Below are 15,444 nucleotides of genomic sequence, written 5' to 3' on the forward strand. Positions count from 1 at the left end.
TAGCTGGCCCTACCGCGCTTAGCGCTGCTTGAGGGCGTGTTTGCCGGCCCTATCGCGCTTAGCGCTGCTTGAGGGCGTGTTTGCCGGCCCTATCGCGCTTAGCGCTGCTCTTTTGCTTGGCCTACCGCGCTTCGCGCTGCTTGAGGGCGAGTTGGCGATCCTCCCCCGCGAGCGGGAGAGGATATTTTCAAAGCGGCTGGTCGGCCAGGACGACGGCGCCTTCGCTGCGCATCCGTTCGCCCTCGATGCGGCGCATCACCGCCTGGGCCTGGGGGTCGGCCATGACGCCGCCGATGGTGACCAGGGCGCGGGCGGCCTCGGTCTGGACGCCGAAGGCTTCCGACAGGGCTTCCCACGGCGAGCGGACCTTGGGGAAGTGCTTGAAGCGCACCGGCTGGTCGGCCGGCAGCCTGGCCAGTTCCTTGGCCTTGACGACGGCCTCGGTCAGGCCGCCCAGTTGGTCGACCAGACCCAGCGGCAGGGCCTGGGCGCCGGTCCAGACGCGGCCGCGCGCGATCTCGCGCACTCGGTCGGCGGGCAGCTTGCGGCCGGTCGACACCCGGGTGATGAAGTCGTCGTAGATCCGATCCATCGAGGCCGAGAAGTCGGCCCGCTGTTCGGGCGTGAAGGCCTGGGCCGGCGAGAAGGCGTCGGCGTATTGGCCGCCGACCGACAGGCCGCGCATGTCCACGCCGAAGCGGCCCAGCGCCTCCGCCACCACGAACTTGCCGCCGAACACGCCGATGGAGCCGGTGATGGTCGAGGGCTGGGCAACGATCCAGTCGGCCTGGGAGCTGATCCAGTAGCCGCCCGAGGCGGCGTAGTCGCCCATCGACACGACGACCGGCTTGCCGGCCGCCCGCGCCGCGCGCACGGCCGCCAGAATCTGCTCGGAAGCCTCCGGCGAACCGCCGGGCGACGAGACGCGAAAGACGATGGCCTTCACGTCCTTGTCCTGGATGGCGTCGTAGATGGCCTCGGCCGTATCGTCGGAACGGATCATGGCGCCGCCGCCGAAGGGGCTGGCCGACCCGCCGCGCCCGGTGACGATGGCCCCCTCCCCGCCGACGATGGCGATGGCGTTGCGGCCCGAACCCTCGCGCGCGCCCTTGTCGGAGGCGTACTTGGCCAGTTCGACGATCTCGGCGCCGCGGCCGGCGCGCATCTTGATCTCGGCCTCGGCCTCCTCGACCTGGCCGATCTTGTCCACCAGGCCGTTGGCGCGAGCCTGTTCGGCCGAATAGGGACCGGCCTCGACCAGGGCCTTGACGGCCTCCGGCGTCGACTTACGATCGCGCGCCACATGGGCCAGGGCGCTGTCGTAGAGGGCGGTCATCCACGCGGTCTGCGCCTCGCGGTGGGCGGGGGTGTAGTCGCTCTGGGTGTATTCGTTGACGGCGTTCTTGTACTCGTAGCGCTGCTCGAAGTCGGCGCGCACGCCGTATTTGTCGAAGGCCCGGCCCAGGAACAGATTGTTGGTCGCCAGGCCCGTGGCCTGGAAGCCGGCGGTGTTCTGCATCCACAACTCGGACGCCGCCGCCCCGATCATGTAGGACGAGATCGCGGTCCCGGCCGGCATGAAGCCCTGGCTGTGGGCGATCACCGGCTTGCCCGACGCCTTGAAGCGCACGATGGCCTGACGCAGTTCGTCGGCGGCGGCGGGGGTGATCCCGGCCTCGGGCAGGCGGATCAGCAAGCCCTTCACGCTGCGGTCGTCCTGGGCCTGGATCAGGGCGTCGACCACCTGGAGGGTGGACAGGCCGCCGCCGGCGAAGACGGCGAACGGATCGGTCGACGGCTGGTCGCTGATCCCTTCGCGCAGGTCCAGTTCCAGCACGGTGGCGGCGGGGGTGGCGGGCTTGGACGAACCGGCGGCGATGGCGAAGGTCAGCAGCACCACCGGCACCACGACGAGGAACAGCACCAGCCCGGTGAACACGCCGAGCACGGTCAGGAAGAACTGTTTCAAAGGAGGGGATCCCGCAGACGGCCGCCGTTGGCCGCCCATCAGCATAGAGAGGGCCGCGTCCCCGTCAAATGAACGTCCGGCAATGCGTGTCAGCCCCTATCGCGCCGCAGCACGGCCACCGCTGCGATGCAGCAGGAGCGATTGATAGGCCCGCGTGAAATCCCTATATGAGCGGCCTCAGAGCGAGGGCCTGTCGCCCCGCGCATCCGTTCGGGAGACCCGCCGTGCTGGTCACCATGATGAAGTCCAAGCTGCACCGCGCGACGGTGACGCAGGCCGATCTCGACTACGAGGGTTCGATCGCCATCGACCGCGACCTGCTGGACGCGGCCGGCATCTTCGCCAACGAGCAGGTCGACGTGCTGAACATCACCAACGGCGCGCGCTTCACCACCTACGCCATCGAGGCCCCGCGCGGGTCCAAGGTGATCGGCGTCAACGGCGCCGCCGCGCGCCTGGTGCAGAAGAACGACAAGGTGATCGTGGTCACCTACGGCCAGCTGGAGCAGGAAGAAGCCCGCCAGTGGGAGCCGAACGTCGTGCTGCTGGACGACCACAACGCCATCAAGCGCGCGGCCTGAACCGGGCTGAACCGCCCTACGCCGAGCGCTGCTTCAGCGGCGCAGTCCCGTCGGCCAGGCTTTCGGCCAGATAGACCTCGGCTTCCTGGGCCGGCAGGGCCTGGGCGTAGCCGAAGCCCTGGCCGTAGTGGCACTGGGCCTCCAGCAGCAGGCGGGCCAGTTCGGCGTTCTCCACGCCCTCGGCCACCACTTCCAGCGCCAGGTCGCGGCCCAGGTTGACCACCGACTTGACGATCTTGGCCGACCCCTCGTCCTTGTTCATCGTCAGCACGAAGTAGCGGTCGATCTTCAGCGTGTCGAAAGGCAGCTTGGCCAGGTAGGACAGCGACGAGAAGCCGGTTCCGAAGTCGTCCAGCGCCAGCGAGGCGCCGACCGCCTTCAGCTGCTGCAGCACCTCGGCGGCGCGCGTGGTGTCGCGCATGATGTCGCCCTCGGTGACTTCCAACTTCAGGGCGCCGCGCGGCAGGTTGCTGTCCTTGATGATCCGCTCGACATCCTCGACCAGGTGACGGCGCTCGATCTCGCCGACCGACAGGTTGACGCTGCAGAACAGCTTGCCGGCCAGGGGGTGGCGGTCCAGCCATTCGGCCAGCTGGCGCGCCGACTGGGTCATCATCAGCAGGCCCAGGTCGTTCATCATGCCCAGGTCGTTGGTCAGGCCCAGGAATTCGTCCGGCGGCACCAGGCCGCGACGGGGGTGGCGCCAGCGCGCCAGCGCCTCGAAGCCGGCGACGGCGCCGGTCTTCAGGTTCACGATCGGCTGGAAGAAGGGGGTGATCTCGCCGCGGACGAAGGCGTTGCGCAGGTCCGCCTCCAGCGCCAGGCGGCTGAGGCTGTCGCTTTCCAGGGCGCGGCCATAGGCGGCCGAGCCGCCGCGCCCGGCGCCCTTGGCCGATTCCACCGCCAGCTCGACGCGGCGCAGGATCTCGGCCGGATCGGGCGCGTCGGGCCCGCCCTCGACCACCACCGCGCCGATGGAGACGGTGGGATAGATGTCGAAACCGGCCATGCGCAGCGGCTGCTCCAGCGCCTCGCGCATCCGTTCGCCCCCGCCGGTTCCCCCGCGCTTCACCCGAACGGCGAACTCGTCCTCGCCGATCCGGGCGGGCGAGCAGTCCTCGGAAAACGCCGCCGACAGACGCGACCCCAGCGCCGACAGCACCAGATCGGCCCGCTCATGCCCCAGGGCTTCGTTCAGGCGGCGCAGGCGGTCCAGATCGCCGACCACCACCTCATAGTCCCCCGGCTGCGCCAGGGTTTCCGCCACGCGAACCAGAAAGGTGCGCCGATCCAGCAGGCCGGTCAGCGTATCCCGGTCGGCGCCTGCGAACTTGGTTTCCAGGGCGACGATGCCCGCCGCACGCAGGCCGTCCTCCAGCCAGACGCCGCGCCACAGGCAGGTCTCGGCCCCGCGCATCCGCAGCCGCACCGCGACCTCGGTTCCCTCGTCCTGGGGCTTCAGCATCTTCTCGGCCAGCGCCCGGTCCTGCGGCATGGCCGAGGCCACGAAGCCCGCGCCCGAACATTCCGGCGCCAGCGGCCCCAGCCCCAGCGGACGGGTCGCGCCGGCGAAGCGGATCTGATCTTCGGACGGGGTCCACACCCACAGCGCCGTGTCGGCCGCCGCGAGCGCCTCGATGGCGGTCGTGGCGTCCCAAGCCAGCGATCTGGGTCGCGTGTTCAAGGCGTTCAGGCCCCCTTCAGGACGACGTTCGGCCGCCGCGATCGATCTCGTCCGCGACAAGGCCGAACAGCAGATGGTCTGCCCACTCCCCGTTAATTTTCAAATAAGCGCGGGCGTATCCTTCCTGGCGGAAGCCGGATTTCTCCAGCACGCGGCGTGAGCCGGTGTTGGTCGGCAGGCAGGCGGCCTCCAGCCGGTGCAGCTCCAGCCGGTCGAAGGCGTAACGCACCAGGGTCCGCACCGCCGCGGTTGCGACGCCCTGGCCGGCGTAGGGACGGCCGATCCAGTAGCCTATCGTCCCGGTCTCGGCGACGCCGCGCCGGACATTGGACAGGGTGACGGCGCCGAACAGCGTCGCCCCGTCCTCGCTGAGGACGAAGAAGGGCCAGGCGTTGCCCAGCTCCATCTCGCGCGCATAGATCGCCAGCCGGCGCTTGAAGGCGGCCTTGGTCAGGTCGTCCTCGGGCCAGGCCGGCTCCCACGGCTGGAGGTAGTCGCGCGACCCCTCGCGCAGCTGGGACCAGGCGGCATAGTCGGACGCGCGCGGCGGGCGCAGGCGCACGCCGTCGCCGCGGACCATCGGTCCGGTCGCGTCGATCATCCAGTCCAGCAGGGCCATGGCGCGAACCCTAACGCGCGAACCGGCGATTGGCGACGGGCGGCACGCGAACTTGATTTCCGCGCCGCGACAGAGCATCAGGGCGGCCTCACCTTGGACCCGGCCCTGCACGCAGGCGACGGGTGGCTATCCCGGCCGCCGATCCGCCGGGAAACCGAGCCGCCGAGCCCCGAGAGGCCGGCGCGGCTCATCCAGATGAAAATCGAATGTCCATCATCGCCTCAGCGCGCCAGCAATGGCTCGCCAATCCTCGCCGCGACCTGCTGGCGGGGACCGTCGTGGCCCTGGCCCTGATCCCGGAAGCCATCGCCTTTTCCATCATCGCCGGGGTCGACCCGGCGGTCGGCCTGTACGCCAGCGTGGTCATCGCCGTGACCATCGCCTTCGTCGGGGGCCGCCCGGCCATGATCTCGGCCGCCACCGGGGCCATGGCCCTGCTGATGGTCACCCTGGTGCGCGACCACGGCCTGGAATACCTCTTCGCCGCCTCCATCCTGTGCGGGGTTTTCCAGATCGGCGTCGGCCTGTTGAAGCTGGGCCGCTACATCAAGTTCGTCAGCCGCAGCGTCATGACCGGCTTCGTCAACTCCCTGGCCATCCTGATCTTCCTGGCCCAGATGCCCGAGCTGATCGGCCGGGGCTGGATCACCTACGCCCTGGTCGCGGCGGCCCTGGTCGTCATCTATGGCTTTCCGCGCCTCACCAAGGCCGTGCCCTCGCCGCTGGTCGCCATCGTGGCCATCAGCGCCCTGGTCATCGTGCTGGAGCTGGACGTGCGCACCGTGGGCGACATGGGCCAGATGCCCGCCGCCCTGCCCGCCTTCCACCTGCCCGCCGTGCCGTTGACCTGGGAGACCTTGGTCATCATCGCGCCGATCTCGGCGACCCTGGCCTTCGTCGGGCTGCTGGAAAGCCTGCTGACCGCCAATCTGATCGACGACATCACCGACACGCCGTCGGACAAGGACCGCGAGACGCGCGGCCAGGGGATCGCCAACATCCTGTCGCCCCTGTTCGGCGGCATGGCCGGCTGCGCCATGATCGGCCAGTCGATGATCAATGTGACCTCGGGCGCGCGGGGGCGGCTGTCCACCCTGTGGGCCGGCCTGTTCCTGCTGTTCCTGATGCTGGCGCTTCAGGACTGGGTGGCGCGGATCCCGATGGCGGCGCTGGTGGCGGTCATGATCATGGTGTCGATCGGCACCTTCGACTGGGGATCGGTGCGCAAGCTGCGCTCGACGCCGCTTCAGTCCTCGATCGTCATGATCGCCACGACCGTGACGGTGGTGGCGACCCACGACCTGTCCAAGGGCGTCATCCTGGGCGTGCTGCTGTCGGCGGTCTTCTTCATGCGCAAGCTGGGCAAGACCCTGAGCGTGACCGAGATCGAGACGCCCGAGCCCGGCGTGCTGCGCTATCGCGTGACCGGCCAGCTGTTCTTCGCCTCGGCCGACCTGTTCGCCGCCAGCTTCGAGCACCACGGCCATCCGACGCGGGTCGAGATCGACATGAGCGACGCGCATCTGTGGGACCTGACCGGGGTGGCGGCGGTGGACAAGGTGGTCTTCCGCTACCGCCGGCAAGGCGCCGAGGTGGTGGTCACGGGCATGAACGCGGCGGCGCGCACCCTGGTCGAGCGTGTCGGCCGTTTCGAGAAACAGCACCTGCCCGAAACGGCGGGCGCCCACTGAGCGACGGAATCGCCCGCTCCGCGCGTTAGGAGAAATGGCGGGGGAACGGAGACGTCCCATGGCTTCATCCTCGATAGACGCGGCCGTCGCCGTGACCCGGCTGGGCCTGGGCGCGCGTCCGGGCGAGATCGACCGCGTCGCCGCCGATCCGCGCGGCTGGCTGCGGGCGCAGATCCGTCCCGACGGCGCGCCCGTTCCGGCGGGCGAAAGTCGCGACACGGCGACACGGGTGGCGCAATACATCGCCTATCAGTCGGACCGCGGCGCCGGCCGGAACGCGGCGGCCGCCGACGCCGAGGCGCGACGAAAAGCCCGCCAGGCGGGACGGCGCGCGCTGGCCGAAGGCACGGCGCAGGCCTTTTTGGCCCGCGCCGACCTGGCGGCCACGACCGACCAGGGCTTCGCCGAGCGCTGGGCTCTGTTCTGGTCGAACGCGTTGAGCGTCTCATCGACCAAGTTCGCCGCCGGCGTCTTCCTGGGCCAGTACGAGGCCGAGGCCATACGCCCGCACGTCTTCGGCCGGTTCGACGACCTGGTCCTGGCCGCCGAACAGCACCCGGCCATGCTGCTCTATCTGGATCAGGCGCGCTCGGCCGGGCCGGGCAGCGCGGCGGGGCGGCGACGCGAGGTCGGGCTGAACGAAAACCTAGCCCGCGAGATGATGGAGCTGCACACCGTGGGCGCCGATGGCGGCTACGACCAGGCGGACGTCACCGAACTGGCGCGCGCCCTGACCGGCTGGTCCGTGCCGACCGCGCGCGACGCACGGCCCCGCAGCGGAGCCCGCCGCGGATTACGCCGCGCGACGGGACCGACGACAGCCCCGCAAGATGGCTTCCTCTTCCGCGCCAATCTGCACGAGCCGGGCGCGCGGACCGTGATGGGCAAGACCTATCCGGGCGGCGGGCCGCAGCAGGGCGAGGCGATCCTGCGCGACCTGGCCCGCCACCCCGCGACGGCGCGGCGCTTGTCGCGGCGACTGGCCGCCCATTTCGTGGCCGACGATCCGCCCCCGGCCCTGGTCGCGGCGCTGGAGGCGGCCTGGACCCGCTCGGGCGGCGATTTGGCCGAGGTCGCCCGCGCCCTGATCGCGGCGCCCGAGACCTGGGCGCCCATGCCTGCCAAGATCAAGACGCCCTATGAGTTCGTCGTCTCGGCCCACCGCGCCCTGGACACGCGGCCGCGCCGACTGCCGCCGCTTCGCCAGGCCCTGGCCGGAATGGGCCAGCCGATGTTCGCCCCGCCTTCTCCCGAGGGCTGGCCGGACACGGCCGCCGACTGGGCCGGGCCGGACGCGCTGGTCAAGCGGCTGAACTGGGCCAAGACCGCCGCCGACCGGGCGACGCAGGACGACCCGAGCGCCGTCGCCGCCGCCGCGGTGGGAGTACGGTTGGGCGAGCGCACCCGCCTGGCCGTGGCCCGCGCCGAAAGCCGGCCCGAGGCCCTGACCCTCTTTCTCATGTCGCCGGAGTTCCAACGCCGATGACCCCTTTCGCCATGAACCGTCGCACGCTCCTGGCCGCCGCGTCCGCCGGGATCGGCCTGGCCTTCGCCGGCCGCGCCGCCGCCCAGGCCGCCGGCCCGCGCAACAAGCTGGTGGTCATCATCGCCCGCGGCGCGATGGACGGCCTGTCCGTGACCGTGCCCCATGCCGATGCAAACTATGTCGCGCTGCGCGGCGGCCTGGCCGTCCCCCCGCCCGGAGAGGCGGACGGCGCGCTGGACATGGCCGAGGGCTTCGGCCTGCACCCGGCGCTGACGGGTCTGCATGACCTGTATGGCCAGGGGCGGATGCGGTTCGCGCCGGCGGTGGCCCTGCCGGTGCGGATACGGTCTCACTTCGACGCCCAGGACGTGCTGGAGAACGGAGGCGAGGGCCTGCGCCAGCAGACCGACGGCTGGCTGAACCGGGCGATGGCGGCGGCGGGCGGGACCACGCTGCGCGGTCTGTCGATCGGCGCGCAAACGCCGCTGATCCTGCGGGGCGCGGCGCCCGTCTCGTCCTGGGCGCCGGGCGGCCGGGTGCGCGGCGAGGACCGCATCGCCTCCCTGTTGCAGGACCTTTATGTCGACGACCCGATGCTGGGCCAGAACCTGGCGCGCGGCCTGGCGACCGAGGCGCTGGTCGCCCAGGACCAGGGCATGGAAGGGGGGCCTGCCTTGCGCCGCAACGACGTCCAGGGCCTGGGACGCGCGGTCGCCCGCCTGATGAGCGGGGACGAGGGAGCCGACGTCGTCGCCGTCTCCCTGGACGGATGGGACACCCACGCCGGCCAGAAGGCGCAGCTGCAGGCGCGGCTGACCGGGCTCGATCAGCTGATCGCCGGATTGAAGGACGGGCTGGCCGGCCAGTGGGACCGCACCGTCGTCGTGGTCGCCACCGAGTTCGGCCGCACGGCCCGCGCCAACGGCACCCAGGGCACCGACCACGGCACCGGCTCCTCCTTGCTGATGGCCGGCGGCGCGCTGAAACCGGGCGGGCCGATCGGCGACTGGCCGACCCTGGCCGAGAACCGACTGTTCGAAGACCGCGACCTGGCGCCCACCCTGGACATCCGCTCGGTGTTCAAGGGGGTCCTGCGCGATCATCTGGGGCTGGACCGTGCGGCGCTGGATCAGCGTGTGTTTCCCGGCAGCGCGACCGAGGCGCCGGTTCTGGACGGCCTGGTCTGAGCGACCGGGGCAATGGAACCGCCACGTGCGCGGATCGCTATGCCGTCAGGAGGTTCCTCATGGACGACGGACAGAGCGAAGGCCGCAAGGACAACGGCGCCATGCCGGGCGGCAAGCCGGAGGCGGCCACGTCCGACAAGGCGGTGCGCGAGACAGGTCGCAAGGAGACGAAGAGCGCGGGGCCGGACGGCCCGGACGCCCGCGCCGTCGGCGACACCTTCAAGCGCTGACGCTTGGGCCTATTCCGTCGGCAGCTTGCACAGACGGTTCAGGTCGGCGCGGATCGAGGCGCCCTGGAAGTGCGAGATCTCGGCGCCCGAATAGCCCTCGGCGGACAGCGCCTTAACGACATCGCCGGTGTTCTGGCAGTTGGGCGTGCGCGCCAGCTGATAGGCGCGTTCGACGACGTGAATCTGGTTCATGATGGGCTTCCTCGCTGACATGATGAACGTTCGGGAGGCTTGGCCGTTCCGCCGCAACGCTTGCGTTTCGCGCCAAGACCTGCGCAATGGGCGCGTCGATCTCTCTGCGTAACGCCCCTCTCTTTGCGAACGCACCGAGTTCTGGCCGATCCATTCAGACCCGACAGGCCGCAGGGACGTTCCCTCGGTCAACTTCTAACGGAGGTCTCACATGGCTACCGGCACTGTTAAGTGGTTCAACGCGACCAAGGGCTACGGCTTCATCCAGCCGGACGACGGCGGCAAGGACGTCTTCGTCCACATCACCGCGGTTGAAGCCGCCGGCCTGCGCGGCCTGGACGAAAACCAGAAGGTTTCCTACGAGCTGGAGCGCGACAAGCGCTCGGGCAAGGAATCGGCTGGCCAGCTCCAGACCGTCGGCTGACTTCAGCGAACGCCTGACACGGAAACGGCGGCTCCGAAAGGGGCCGCCGTTTTCAATTGGGTCGAGGTCGATGGCCGGCCCTGCCGCAGGGCTCAGTAGTATCGGTAATCGCCCCGGCGCGGCACGCGCGTATAGCCGTAGCGACCGTCGCGGTTGTAGCCGCCGAAGCCATAGCCGCAGGGGTCGTCCCGTTCGGACAGCTGGTTGCCCAGGAGACCGCCCGCGATGGCGCCGATGGCCGCGCCCTTCTCCCGGTCGCCCTCGCCGGCGATGGCCGCGCCCGCCAGGGCGCCGAGGGCCGCGCCGCTGGCCGTCGCATACTGGCGGTTCTGCGCATAGTCGCGCTCGCACTGAGAGGCGTAGCCGTCCGTTGTGGCGCAGCCGCCGGCGATCAGCCCGCACCCCGCCACCGCCGCCAGGCTCAGAAACATTCGCATGCGACACTCTCTTCTGAACGGTTCCCGAGCCGCAACGCTGCGGCTGACGGGATGTTCCGGAGAATGCGTGGCAAGGAGCCCGTGCCAGAGTGTCAGCTTCATCAGCGAGCAGACGCAGCACGCGTCGGCAAAGGGGAGTTAGCGGACATCACCCAGAATCGATGGCTGGTCGTCACTCCAGCATCCAGACAACGCCTCCCGGCTCCGCTGCCCCCAGGCCGCGATCTCCCCGGCATTCGATGACATCTGGACATAAGCCGTGGAACGGTCGCCTTGTTGGGCATCGCGAGTCCAGATCGTCCAGACTGTGCCGTCAAGGGTGACAACAGGGAATCGTGGAGGCCAGGTCAGGCCGGGGATCACCGTCGATGGCACCCGCAGTGCCTCAAAATCATGCATCAGGCGCAAAAGCGCCGGACATCCATCACTGTCGGCCCACCGGACTGCCTCAGGGTCTCCAGACACACGCTCGACCTGGCGCGCGATGAACACAGGTCGTGTAGGCTGGCCAGGCGGCGCGCCCTCCGCCGTCCGTTCTGCGAAAACAGTAACCGACCCAGTCGCGTCCTCGAAAGGATGGCTCCAGCGCCAACCCAATGACGCTCGCGTGTGTCCAAAAGTGAATGAGGCATCCGCTTCAGACGCGATGAACATGCGCTGTCGCACGGTTGGGCCGCCCTGCGCCTGCACGTTCACAGGGATGATCGACAGCAGAACGCCCGCGAAAACGGTGATCGGGAAAAGGGCCATGCGCCAGCCGTAACATCGCTGACGCCATTAGTGAAAGCGACACACCAGGTCAGGAACGTCCGCAACGGGTCGATTGCCGTCACAGCCTTCGCGCCTTGAAGCGGACATGCCCGCAACCAATGGCGCGCGTTGCGCACGTCGGCAGGGATCGTGCTGAGGTTAGGAGACACGCCTCCGCGCGATCAGCCTCTGGTCTTTTCGATCCAGTCCGAGAAGGCGTCCACGAAGGTCTTGAGGAAGTCGCGCGTGCCTTCGTTGGTCAGCCGGCCCTCGTCGTCCAGCAAGGCCTCGACGTTGCCGACATAGGCCTCCGGCTGCTGCATCACGGGCATGTTCAGGAAGACCAGCGGCTGGCGCAGATGGTGGTTGGCGCCGAAGGCTCCGATGGCGCCGGGCGAGACGCTGACGATGGCGGCGGGCTTGGCCTGCCAGACGCTGTGGCCATAGGGGCGCGAGCCGACGTCGAGCGCGTTCTTCAACGCGCCGGGGATGGAGCGGTTGTATTCCGGCGTGACGAACAGCACGGCGGTGGTCGCGGCCACCTCCGCCCGGAACCGCCGCCAGGGCGCGGGCGGCTGGTCCGTCTCCAGATCGGGATTGTAGAGCGGCAGGTCCCCGATCTCGACCGGGACCAGCTCCAGGCCCGGCGCGGCCAGGTCCTTCATCGCCAGGGCGACGGCGCGGGAATAGGAGCCTTCGCGCAGGCTGCCAACGATCAGGGCGACACGGACGGACATTCAGGTTCTCCCGGTTTCGACGCGTCAGGACAACCGTCGCCGGGCGGGGGCGGTTCCGGCCGTCAGCCGAACAGGGCCGCCTCGAACGCCTCGCCCGCGCCGCCGGCCGCCCGGGGCCCCAGGACCGCGCTGGCCGCCTTGCCGCCGTCCAGCAGCCGGGCGCCGACCGCGCGGACGTCCTCGACGGTCTGGGCCTCCAGCTGTTCGGTCATGGTTTCGCCGGCCAGCGGCTGGCCGAAGATCAGGGTCTGGGCGGCGTTGCGGCCCGCGCGGCTCATCGGATTCTCGTCCGACATCCACAGGCCCGCCTTCATCACCGCCTTGGCCCGCGACAGCTCGGCCGCCGTCGGGCCGGCCTCGGCCAGGCTTCGCACCTCGGCGGCCGAGACCTGGGCCAGTTCCTTTGCGCGGTCCGACGCCGCGCCGGCGTAGACGCCCAGCACGCCGGTGTCGGCATAGGGCTCCTGATAGGCGTCGATGGCGTAGGCCAGGCCCCGCTCCTCGCGCGCGCTCTGGAACAGGCGCGAGGCCATGCCGCCGCCCAGAATCTCGCTGAACAGACGCAGGGCCGGCAGCTGCGGGTCAGTCGCGCCCAGCGCGGGCAGCTGGAAGACCAGATTGGCCTGCTCGATCCTGCGGTTCAGCCGGGCGTGGCCGCCGACGAAGGCCGCCGGGCCGGGCGCATCGGCCGGCATGGGCGCCGCATCGCCGAACCAGCGCTCGGCCAGGGCCAGCAGTTCGGCCTCGTCCACCGCGCCGGAGGCGGCCACCACCATCCGGTCCGGCGAATAGAGCCGGGCGCGCCACGCCTCCACCGCCGCCCGGTCGGCCGGCTTCAGGCTGGCGACCGAGCCCAGGATGGGGCGGCCCAGCGGCTGGCCCCGGAAGGCGCGGGTCTGGACCATTTCGAAGACGTGGTCGTCCGGGGTGTCGAAGGCCTCGGCGATCTCCTGGGCCACCACGTCCTTCTCGCGCTCGATCTCGGCGGGGTCCAACGTGGGGCGGAACACCAGGTCCGACAGCACCTGCATGGCCAGCGGCAGGGAGCCGTCCAGGCCGCGCACCTCGAAACTGGTCCGCTCATAGCCGGTGGCGGCGTTGATCGTGCCGCCCTCGGCCTCGATCCGCTCGACGATCTCGCGTGCGGCCATGTCGCCGGCCCCCTTGAACACCAGGTGTTCGAGCAGGTGCGACCAGCCCGAGCGGTCCTCCGGCTCCCACCGCGCGCCGCCCTTCACCGCCACCACGACGGCCAGGGTCTTCAGCCCCGGCATGGGGTCGCAGACCACGCGGACGCCGTTCGACAGGGTGTGCAGGGAGGCGGTCAGGACTTTTTCTTTCCCTATCGCCCCGCGCGCGGCGCGGGGCTGCTTGAGGGGCGCCCTTCCTTCAGGCGCCGACGTAGGAGCGCTGCATAGAAGCCGATCAGGGCGATCGCCAGTCCGAACCATGTCAGCGCATAGCCGAAATGGTTGTTGGAGAAGGCCGCCGGCGGCGCCGAGGGGACCAGGGCCGGGACCTCGGGATTGATCGCGGTCAGGGCGAAGACGGTCTCGGGCCGCACCGGGCCGGTCACGCCCAGCGCCTTCGCCATCGCCGCGGTGTCGCGGGCGTAGAAGCGTTCGTTGGCCGGCGGGGGCGCCAGGGCGGGCGGCGGCGGCGTGATCCGCAGTTCGCCCACCAGCACCAGCGGCAGGGTCGAGGCCTGGACGCGCGGTCGCCCCTCCCGCCCGTCCGCCACGAAGCCGCGATCGATCAGCAGCACGTCGTCGCGCCCGACCGGACGGCAGGCCGAGATCAGCCGCACGCCCGGCTGGCCGTCATGGATGCTCTGAAGCTCGACATAGGGAGCGGTGGCCAGGCCGGGGCAGACCATCATCGCCTTCCTGAACTCGACATCGCCGCCGGCCAGCACGGCGTCCAGCGATTCTGGCGGGCGGGTGGAGGCCGCCTCGGCCGCCGCGATCAGCCCTTCCTTCCACTTCAGCCGCTGCACCTGCCAGACGCCCAGCGCGAGCAGCAGCGCGACGCCCAGCGCCGTCAGCACGGTCAATATCCAGGGAAACCGCCTCATCGGTCCGATCCGGGCGAGGAAGAGGGTCGGTCGGTCTGGTTGCGGTACTGCAGGCCGATCATCAGCCCCCGCCCCGGCCGCATCAGGGCCAGAGACAGGATCACGACCAGCGGGATCCAGACGATCAGGTGCAGCCACATCGGCGGATGAAAACGAATCTCCACGACCAGGGCCGAGAAGCCGACGATGAAGCCGGCGATCTGCATGATGAAGCTGGCCGGTCCGTCGCCGGTCTGGACGGTGGAATAGTCCAGGCCGCAGGCGGCGCAGCGCGGCGCGACCTTCAGCCAGCCGGCGAACAGCGCGCCCTGGCCGCAACGCGGGCAGCGGCCGCGCAGGGCGTCGCGCACGGGCGTCGCCGAAATGGCGACGGCGGGAGGCGATCCCTCGCCCCCCGCCGCCGGAACCGTGTCGCGAGCGTCTTGGATCAACCGAAGACGACGTAGACGAAGGCGAACAGGAACAGCCAGACCACGTCCACGAAGTGCCAGTACCAGGCCGCCGCCTCGAAGCCGAAGTGCTTCTCGGGCGTGAAGTCGCCGCGCAGCAGGCGGATCAGGCAGACGGTCAGGAAGATGGTGCCGACCAGGACGTGGAAGCCGTGGAAGCCGGTCGCCAGGAAGAAGACGGAACCGTACAGGCCCGAGTTCAGGGCTTCCTCGTTGAAGAACAGGTGTTCGTGAATGATGTGGTGGTACTCGTACGCCTGCACGCAGGTGAACAGCACGCCCAGAATCACGGTGATGATCAGGGCCGTCTTGGCGCCCTTGCGATCGCCCACCTGCAGCGCGTGGTGAGCCCAGGTCACGGTGCAGCCGCTCAGCAGCAGGGTGACGGTGTTCAGCAGCGGAAGCTGCCACGGGCTCAGCACCTCGACGCCGGCCGGGGGCCAGGTCGACCAGGCCTTGGCCGTGTCGGCCCAGGTGCCGATCTCGGGCGTCAGGGCGCGCGACTCGGCGAACAGGGCCATGTCGAAGAACATCCAGAAGAAGGCGGCGAAGAACATCACTTCCGAGGCGATGAACAGGATCATGCCGTAGCGCAGGCCGATCGAGACGACCGGGGTGTGGTCGCCCGCCTTGGATTCCTTGATGACGTCCGACCACCAGCCGAACATCGACACCAGCACGCCCGCCAGACCGGCGAAGAACAGGCCCTTCTTGCCCTCGGCCAGGAAGGCGGCGGCCACAGGACCGGCGTCGGCCGAGACCAGGCCCTTCATCCAGACCACGGCGCCGATGAACATGACGCAGGCGGCCATCGAGGACACCAGCGGCCAGGGGCTGGGATTGACCAGGTGATAGTCGTGGTGCGGAACGGCGTGGGCGTCGGCCATGAATCGCGTCTCTTTGGTCGGCGAGAGTCGGTTATGACAGCGGCTAT

Annotated in this window: 17 protein-coding genes and 1 other annotated feature; of the genes, 6 read left to right on the forward strand and 11 right to left on the reverse strand. The window is 69.9% G+C overall.

The features are described 5' to 3' along the window. Window positions 1–187: 187 nt before the first annotated feature. Entirely contained in the window at window positions 188–1,969 is a 1,782-nt protein-coding gene (gene sppA, locus B2U11_RS04265) for a signal peptide peptidase SppA (RefSeq protein ID WP_292070172.1), read from the reverse strand. Window positions 1,970–2,193: 224 nt separating this feature from the next. Here sppA and panD point away from each other — a divergent pair, with 224 nt between their 5' ends. Continuing rightward, window positions 2,194–2,550: an aspartate 1-decarboxylase gene (panD, locus tag B2U11_RS04270; RefSeq protein WP_292070174.1), complete on the forward strand. Its 357-nt coding sequence runs from the start codon at window positions 2,194–2,196 to the stop codon at window positions 2,548–2,550. A 16-nt stretch (window positions 2,551–2,566) separates the two neighbouring features. On the opposite strand, the gene B2U11_RS04275 is transcribed toward panD, so the two are convergent. Further along, window positions 2,567–4,234, reverse strand: a complete 1,668-nt coding sequence (locus tag B2U11_RS04275; RefSeq protein WP_292070175.1) for a putative bifunctional diguanylate cyclase/phosphodiesterase — start codon at window positions 4,232–4,234, stop codon at window positions 2,567–2,569. Between the two features lie 16 nt (window positions 4,235–4,250). Next, window positions 4,251–4,853, reverse strand: coding sequence for a GNAT family N-acetyltransferase (locus B2U11_RS04280; protein WP_292070176.1), 603 nt, complete (start codon window positions 4,851–4,853; stop codon window positions 4,251–4,253). A gap of 92 nt (window positions 4,854–4,945) precedes the next feature. Beyond that, window positions 4,946–5,009 (forward strand) — a sequence feature (sul1 is cis-regulatory element that is thought to sense ions involved in sulfur or methionine metabolism; They are found in Alphaproteobacteria). A 56-nt stretch (window positions 5,010–5,065) separates the two neighbouring features. Here B2U11_RS04280 and B2U11_RS04285 point away from each other — a divergent pair. Genes B2U11_RS04285 through B2U11_RS04300 form a run of 4 tightly spaced genes read left to right on the forward strand, consistent with a single transcriptional unit; the run spans window position 5,066 to window position 9,447 of the window. Further along, window positions 5,066–6,544: a SulP family inorganic anion transporter gene (locus B2U11_RS04285; RefSeq protein WP_349680705.1), complete on the forward strand. Its 1,479-nt coding sequence runs from the start codon at window positions 5,066–5,068 to the stop codon at window positions 6,542–6,544. 58 nt (window positions 6,545–6,602) lie between these two features. Continuing rightward, complete coding sequence (locus B2U11_RS04290; RefSeq protein WP_292070178.1) at window positions 6,603–8,030, forward strand: DUF1800 domain-containing protein; 1,428 nt, start codon at window positions 6,603–6,605, stop codon at window positions 8,028–8,030. Then, entirely contained in the window at window positions 8,027–9,217 is a 1,191-nt protein-coding gene (locus B2U11_RS04295; protein WP_292070179.1) for a DUF1501 domain-containing protein, read from the forward strand. Before B2U11_RS04290 ends, B2U11_RS04295 begins: the two co-directional genes overlap by 4 nt. A 59-nt stretch (window positions 9,218–9,276) precedes the next feature. Further along, complete coding sequence (locus tag B2U11_RS04300; RefSeq protein WP_292070181.1) at window positions 9,277–9,447, forward strand: hypothetical protein; 171 nt, start codon at window positions 9,277–9,279, stop codon at window positions 9,445–9,447. A 9-nt stretch (window positions 9,448–9,456) separates the two neighbouring features. On the opposite strand, the gene B2U11_RS04305 is transcribed toward B2U11_RS04300, so the two are convergent. Further along, on the reverse strand, window positions 9,457–9,639 hold the full coding sequence (locus B2U11_RS04305) for a hypothetical protein (RefSeq protein WP_249749875.1): 183 nt from the start codon (window positions 9,637–9,639) through the stop codon (window positions 9,457–9,459). Window positions 9,640–9,850: 211 nt separating this feature from the next. On the opposite strand from B2U11_RS04305, the gene B2U11_RS04310 reads away from it, so the two are divergent. Beyond that, on the forward strand, window positions 9,851–10,063 hold the full coding sequence (locus tag B2U11_RS04310) for a cold-shock protein (protein ID WP_249749874.1): 213 nt from the start codon (window positions 9,851–9,853) through the stop codon (window positions 10,061–10,063). Between the two features lie 92 nt (window positions 10,064–10,155). Here the strand turns inward: B2U11_RS04310 and B2U11_RS04315 are convergent, their stop codons facing one another. From B2U11_RS04315 to B2U11_RS04345, 7 genes are all read right to left on the reverse strand, one after another. Beyond that, window positions 10,156–10,500, reverse strand: a complete 345-nt coding sequence (locus B2U11_RS04315; RefSeq protein ID WP_292070183.1) for a glycine zipper domain-containing protein — start codon at window positions 10,498–10,500, stop codon at window positions 10,156–10,158. 138 nt (window positions 10,501–10,638) lie between these two features. Then, entirely contained in the window at window positions 10,639–11,250 is a 612-nt protein-coding gene (locus tag B2U11_RS04320) for a hypothetical protein (protein WP_292070184.1), read from the reverse strand. Between the two features lie 182 nt (window positions 11,251–11,432). Further along, entirely contained in the window at window positions 11,433–11,987 is a 555-nt protein-coding gene (locus B2U11_RS04325) for an NADPH-dependent FMN reductase (protein ID WP_292070186.1), read from the reverse strand. Between the two features lie 62 nt (window positions 11,988–12,049). Further along, window positions 12,050–13,261: a M16 family metallopeptidase gene (locus B2U11_RS04330; RefSeq protein WP_292070233.1), complete on the reverse strand. Its 1,212-nt coding sequence runs from the start codon at window positions 13,259–13,261 to the stop codon at window positions 12,050–12,052. Between the two features lie 68 nt (window positions 13,262–13,329). After that, window positions 13,330–14,061, reverse strand: a complete 732-nt coding sequence (locus B2U11_RS04335) for an SURF1 family protein (RefSeq protein WP_292070187.1) — start codon at window positions 14,059–14,061, stop codon at window positions 13,330–13,332. Then, window positions 14,058–14,492 carry a DUF983 domain-containing protein gene (locus B2U11_RS04340; protein ID WP_292070188.1) on the reverse strand — a complete coding sequence of 145 codons (435 nt, stop codon included), beginning with the start codon at window positions 14,490–14,492 and terminating at the stop codon, window positions 14,058–14,060. Before B2U11_RS04340 ends, B2U11_RS04335 begins: the two co-directional genes overlap by 4 nt. Beyond that, window positions 14,489–15,397: a cytochrome c oxidase subunit 3 gene (locus B2U11_RS04345; RefSeq protein ID WP_292070191.1), complete on the reverse strand. Its 909-nt coding sequence runs from the start codon at window positions 15,395–15,397 to the stop codon at window positions 14,489–14,491. Before B2U11_RS04345 ends, B2U11_RS04340 begins: the two co-directional genes overlap by 4 nt. Between the last annotated feature and the right edge of the window lie 47 nt (window positions 15,398–15,444).

This window comes from Brevundimonas sp. UBA7534 (assembly GCF_002479325.1).
GTDB lineage: Bacteria > Pseudomonadota > Alphaproteobacteria > Caulobacterales > Caulobacteraceae > Brevundimonas.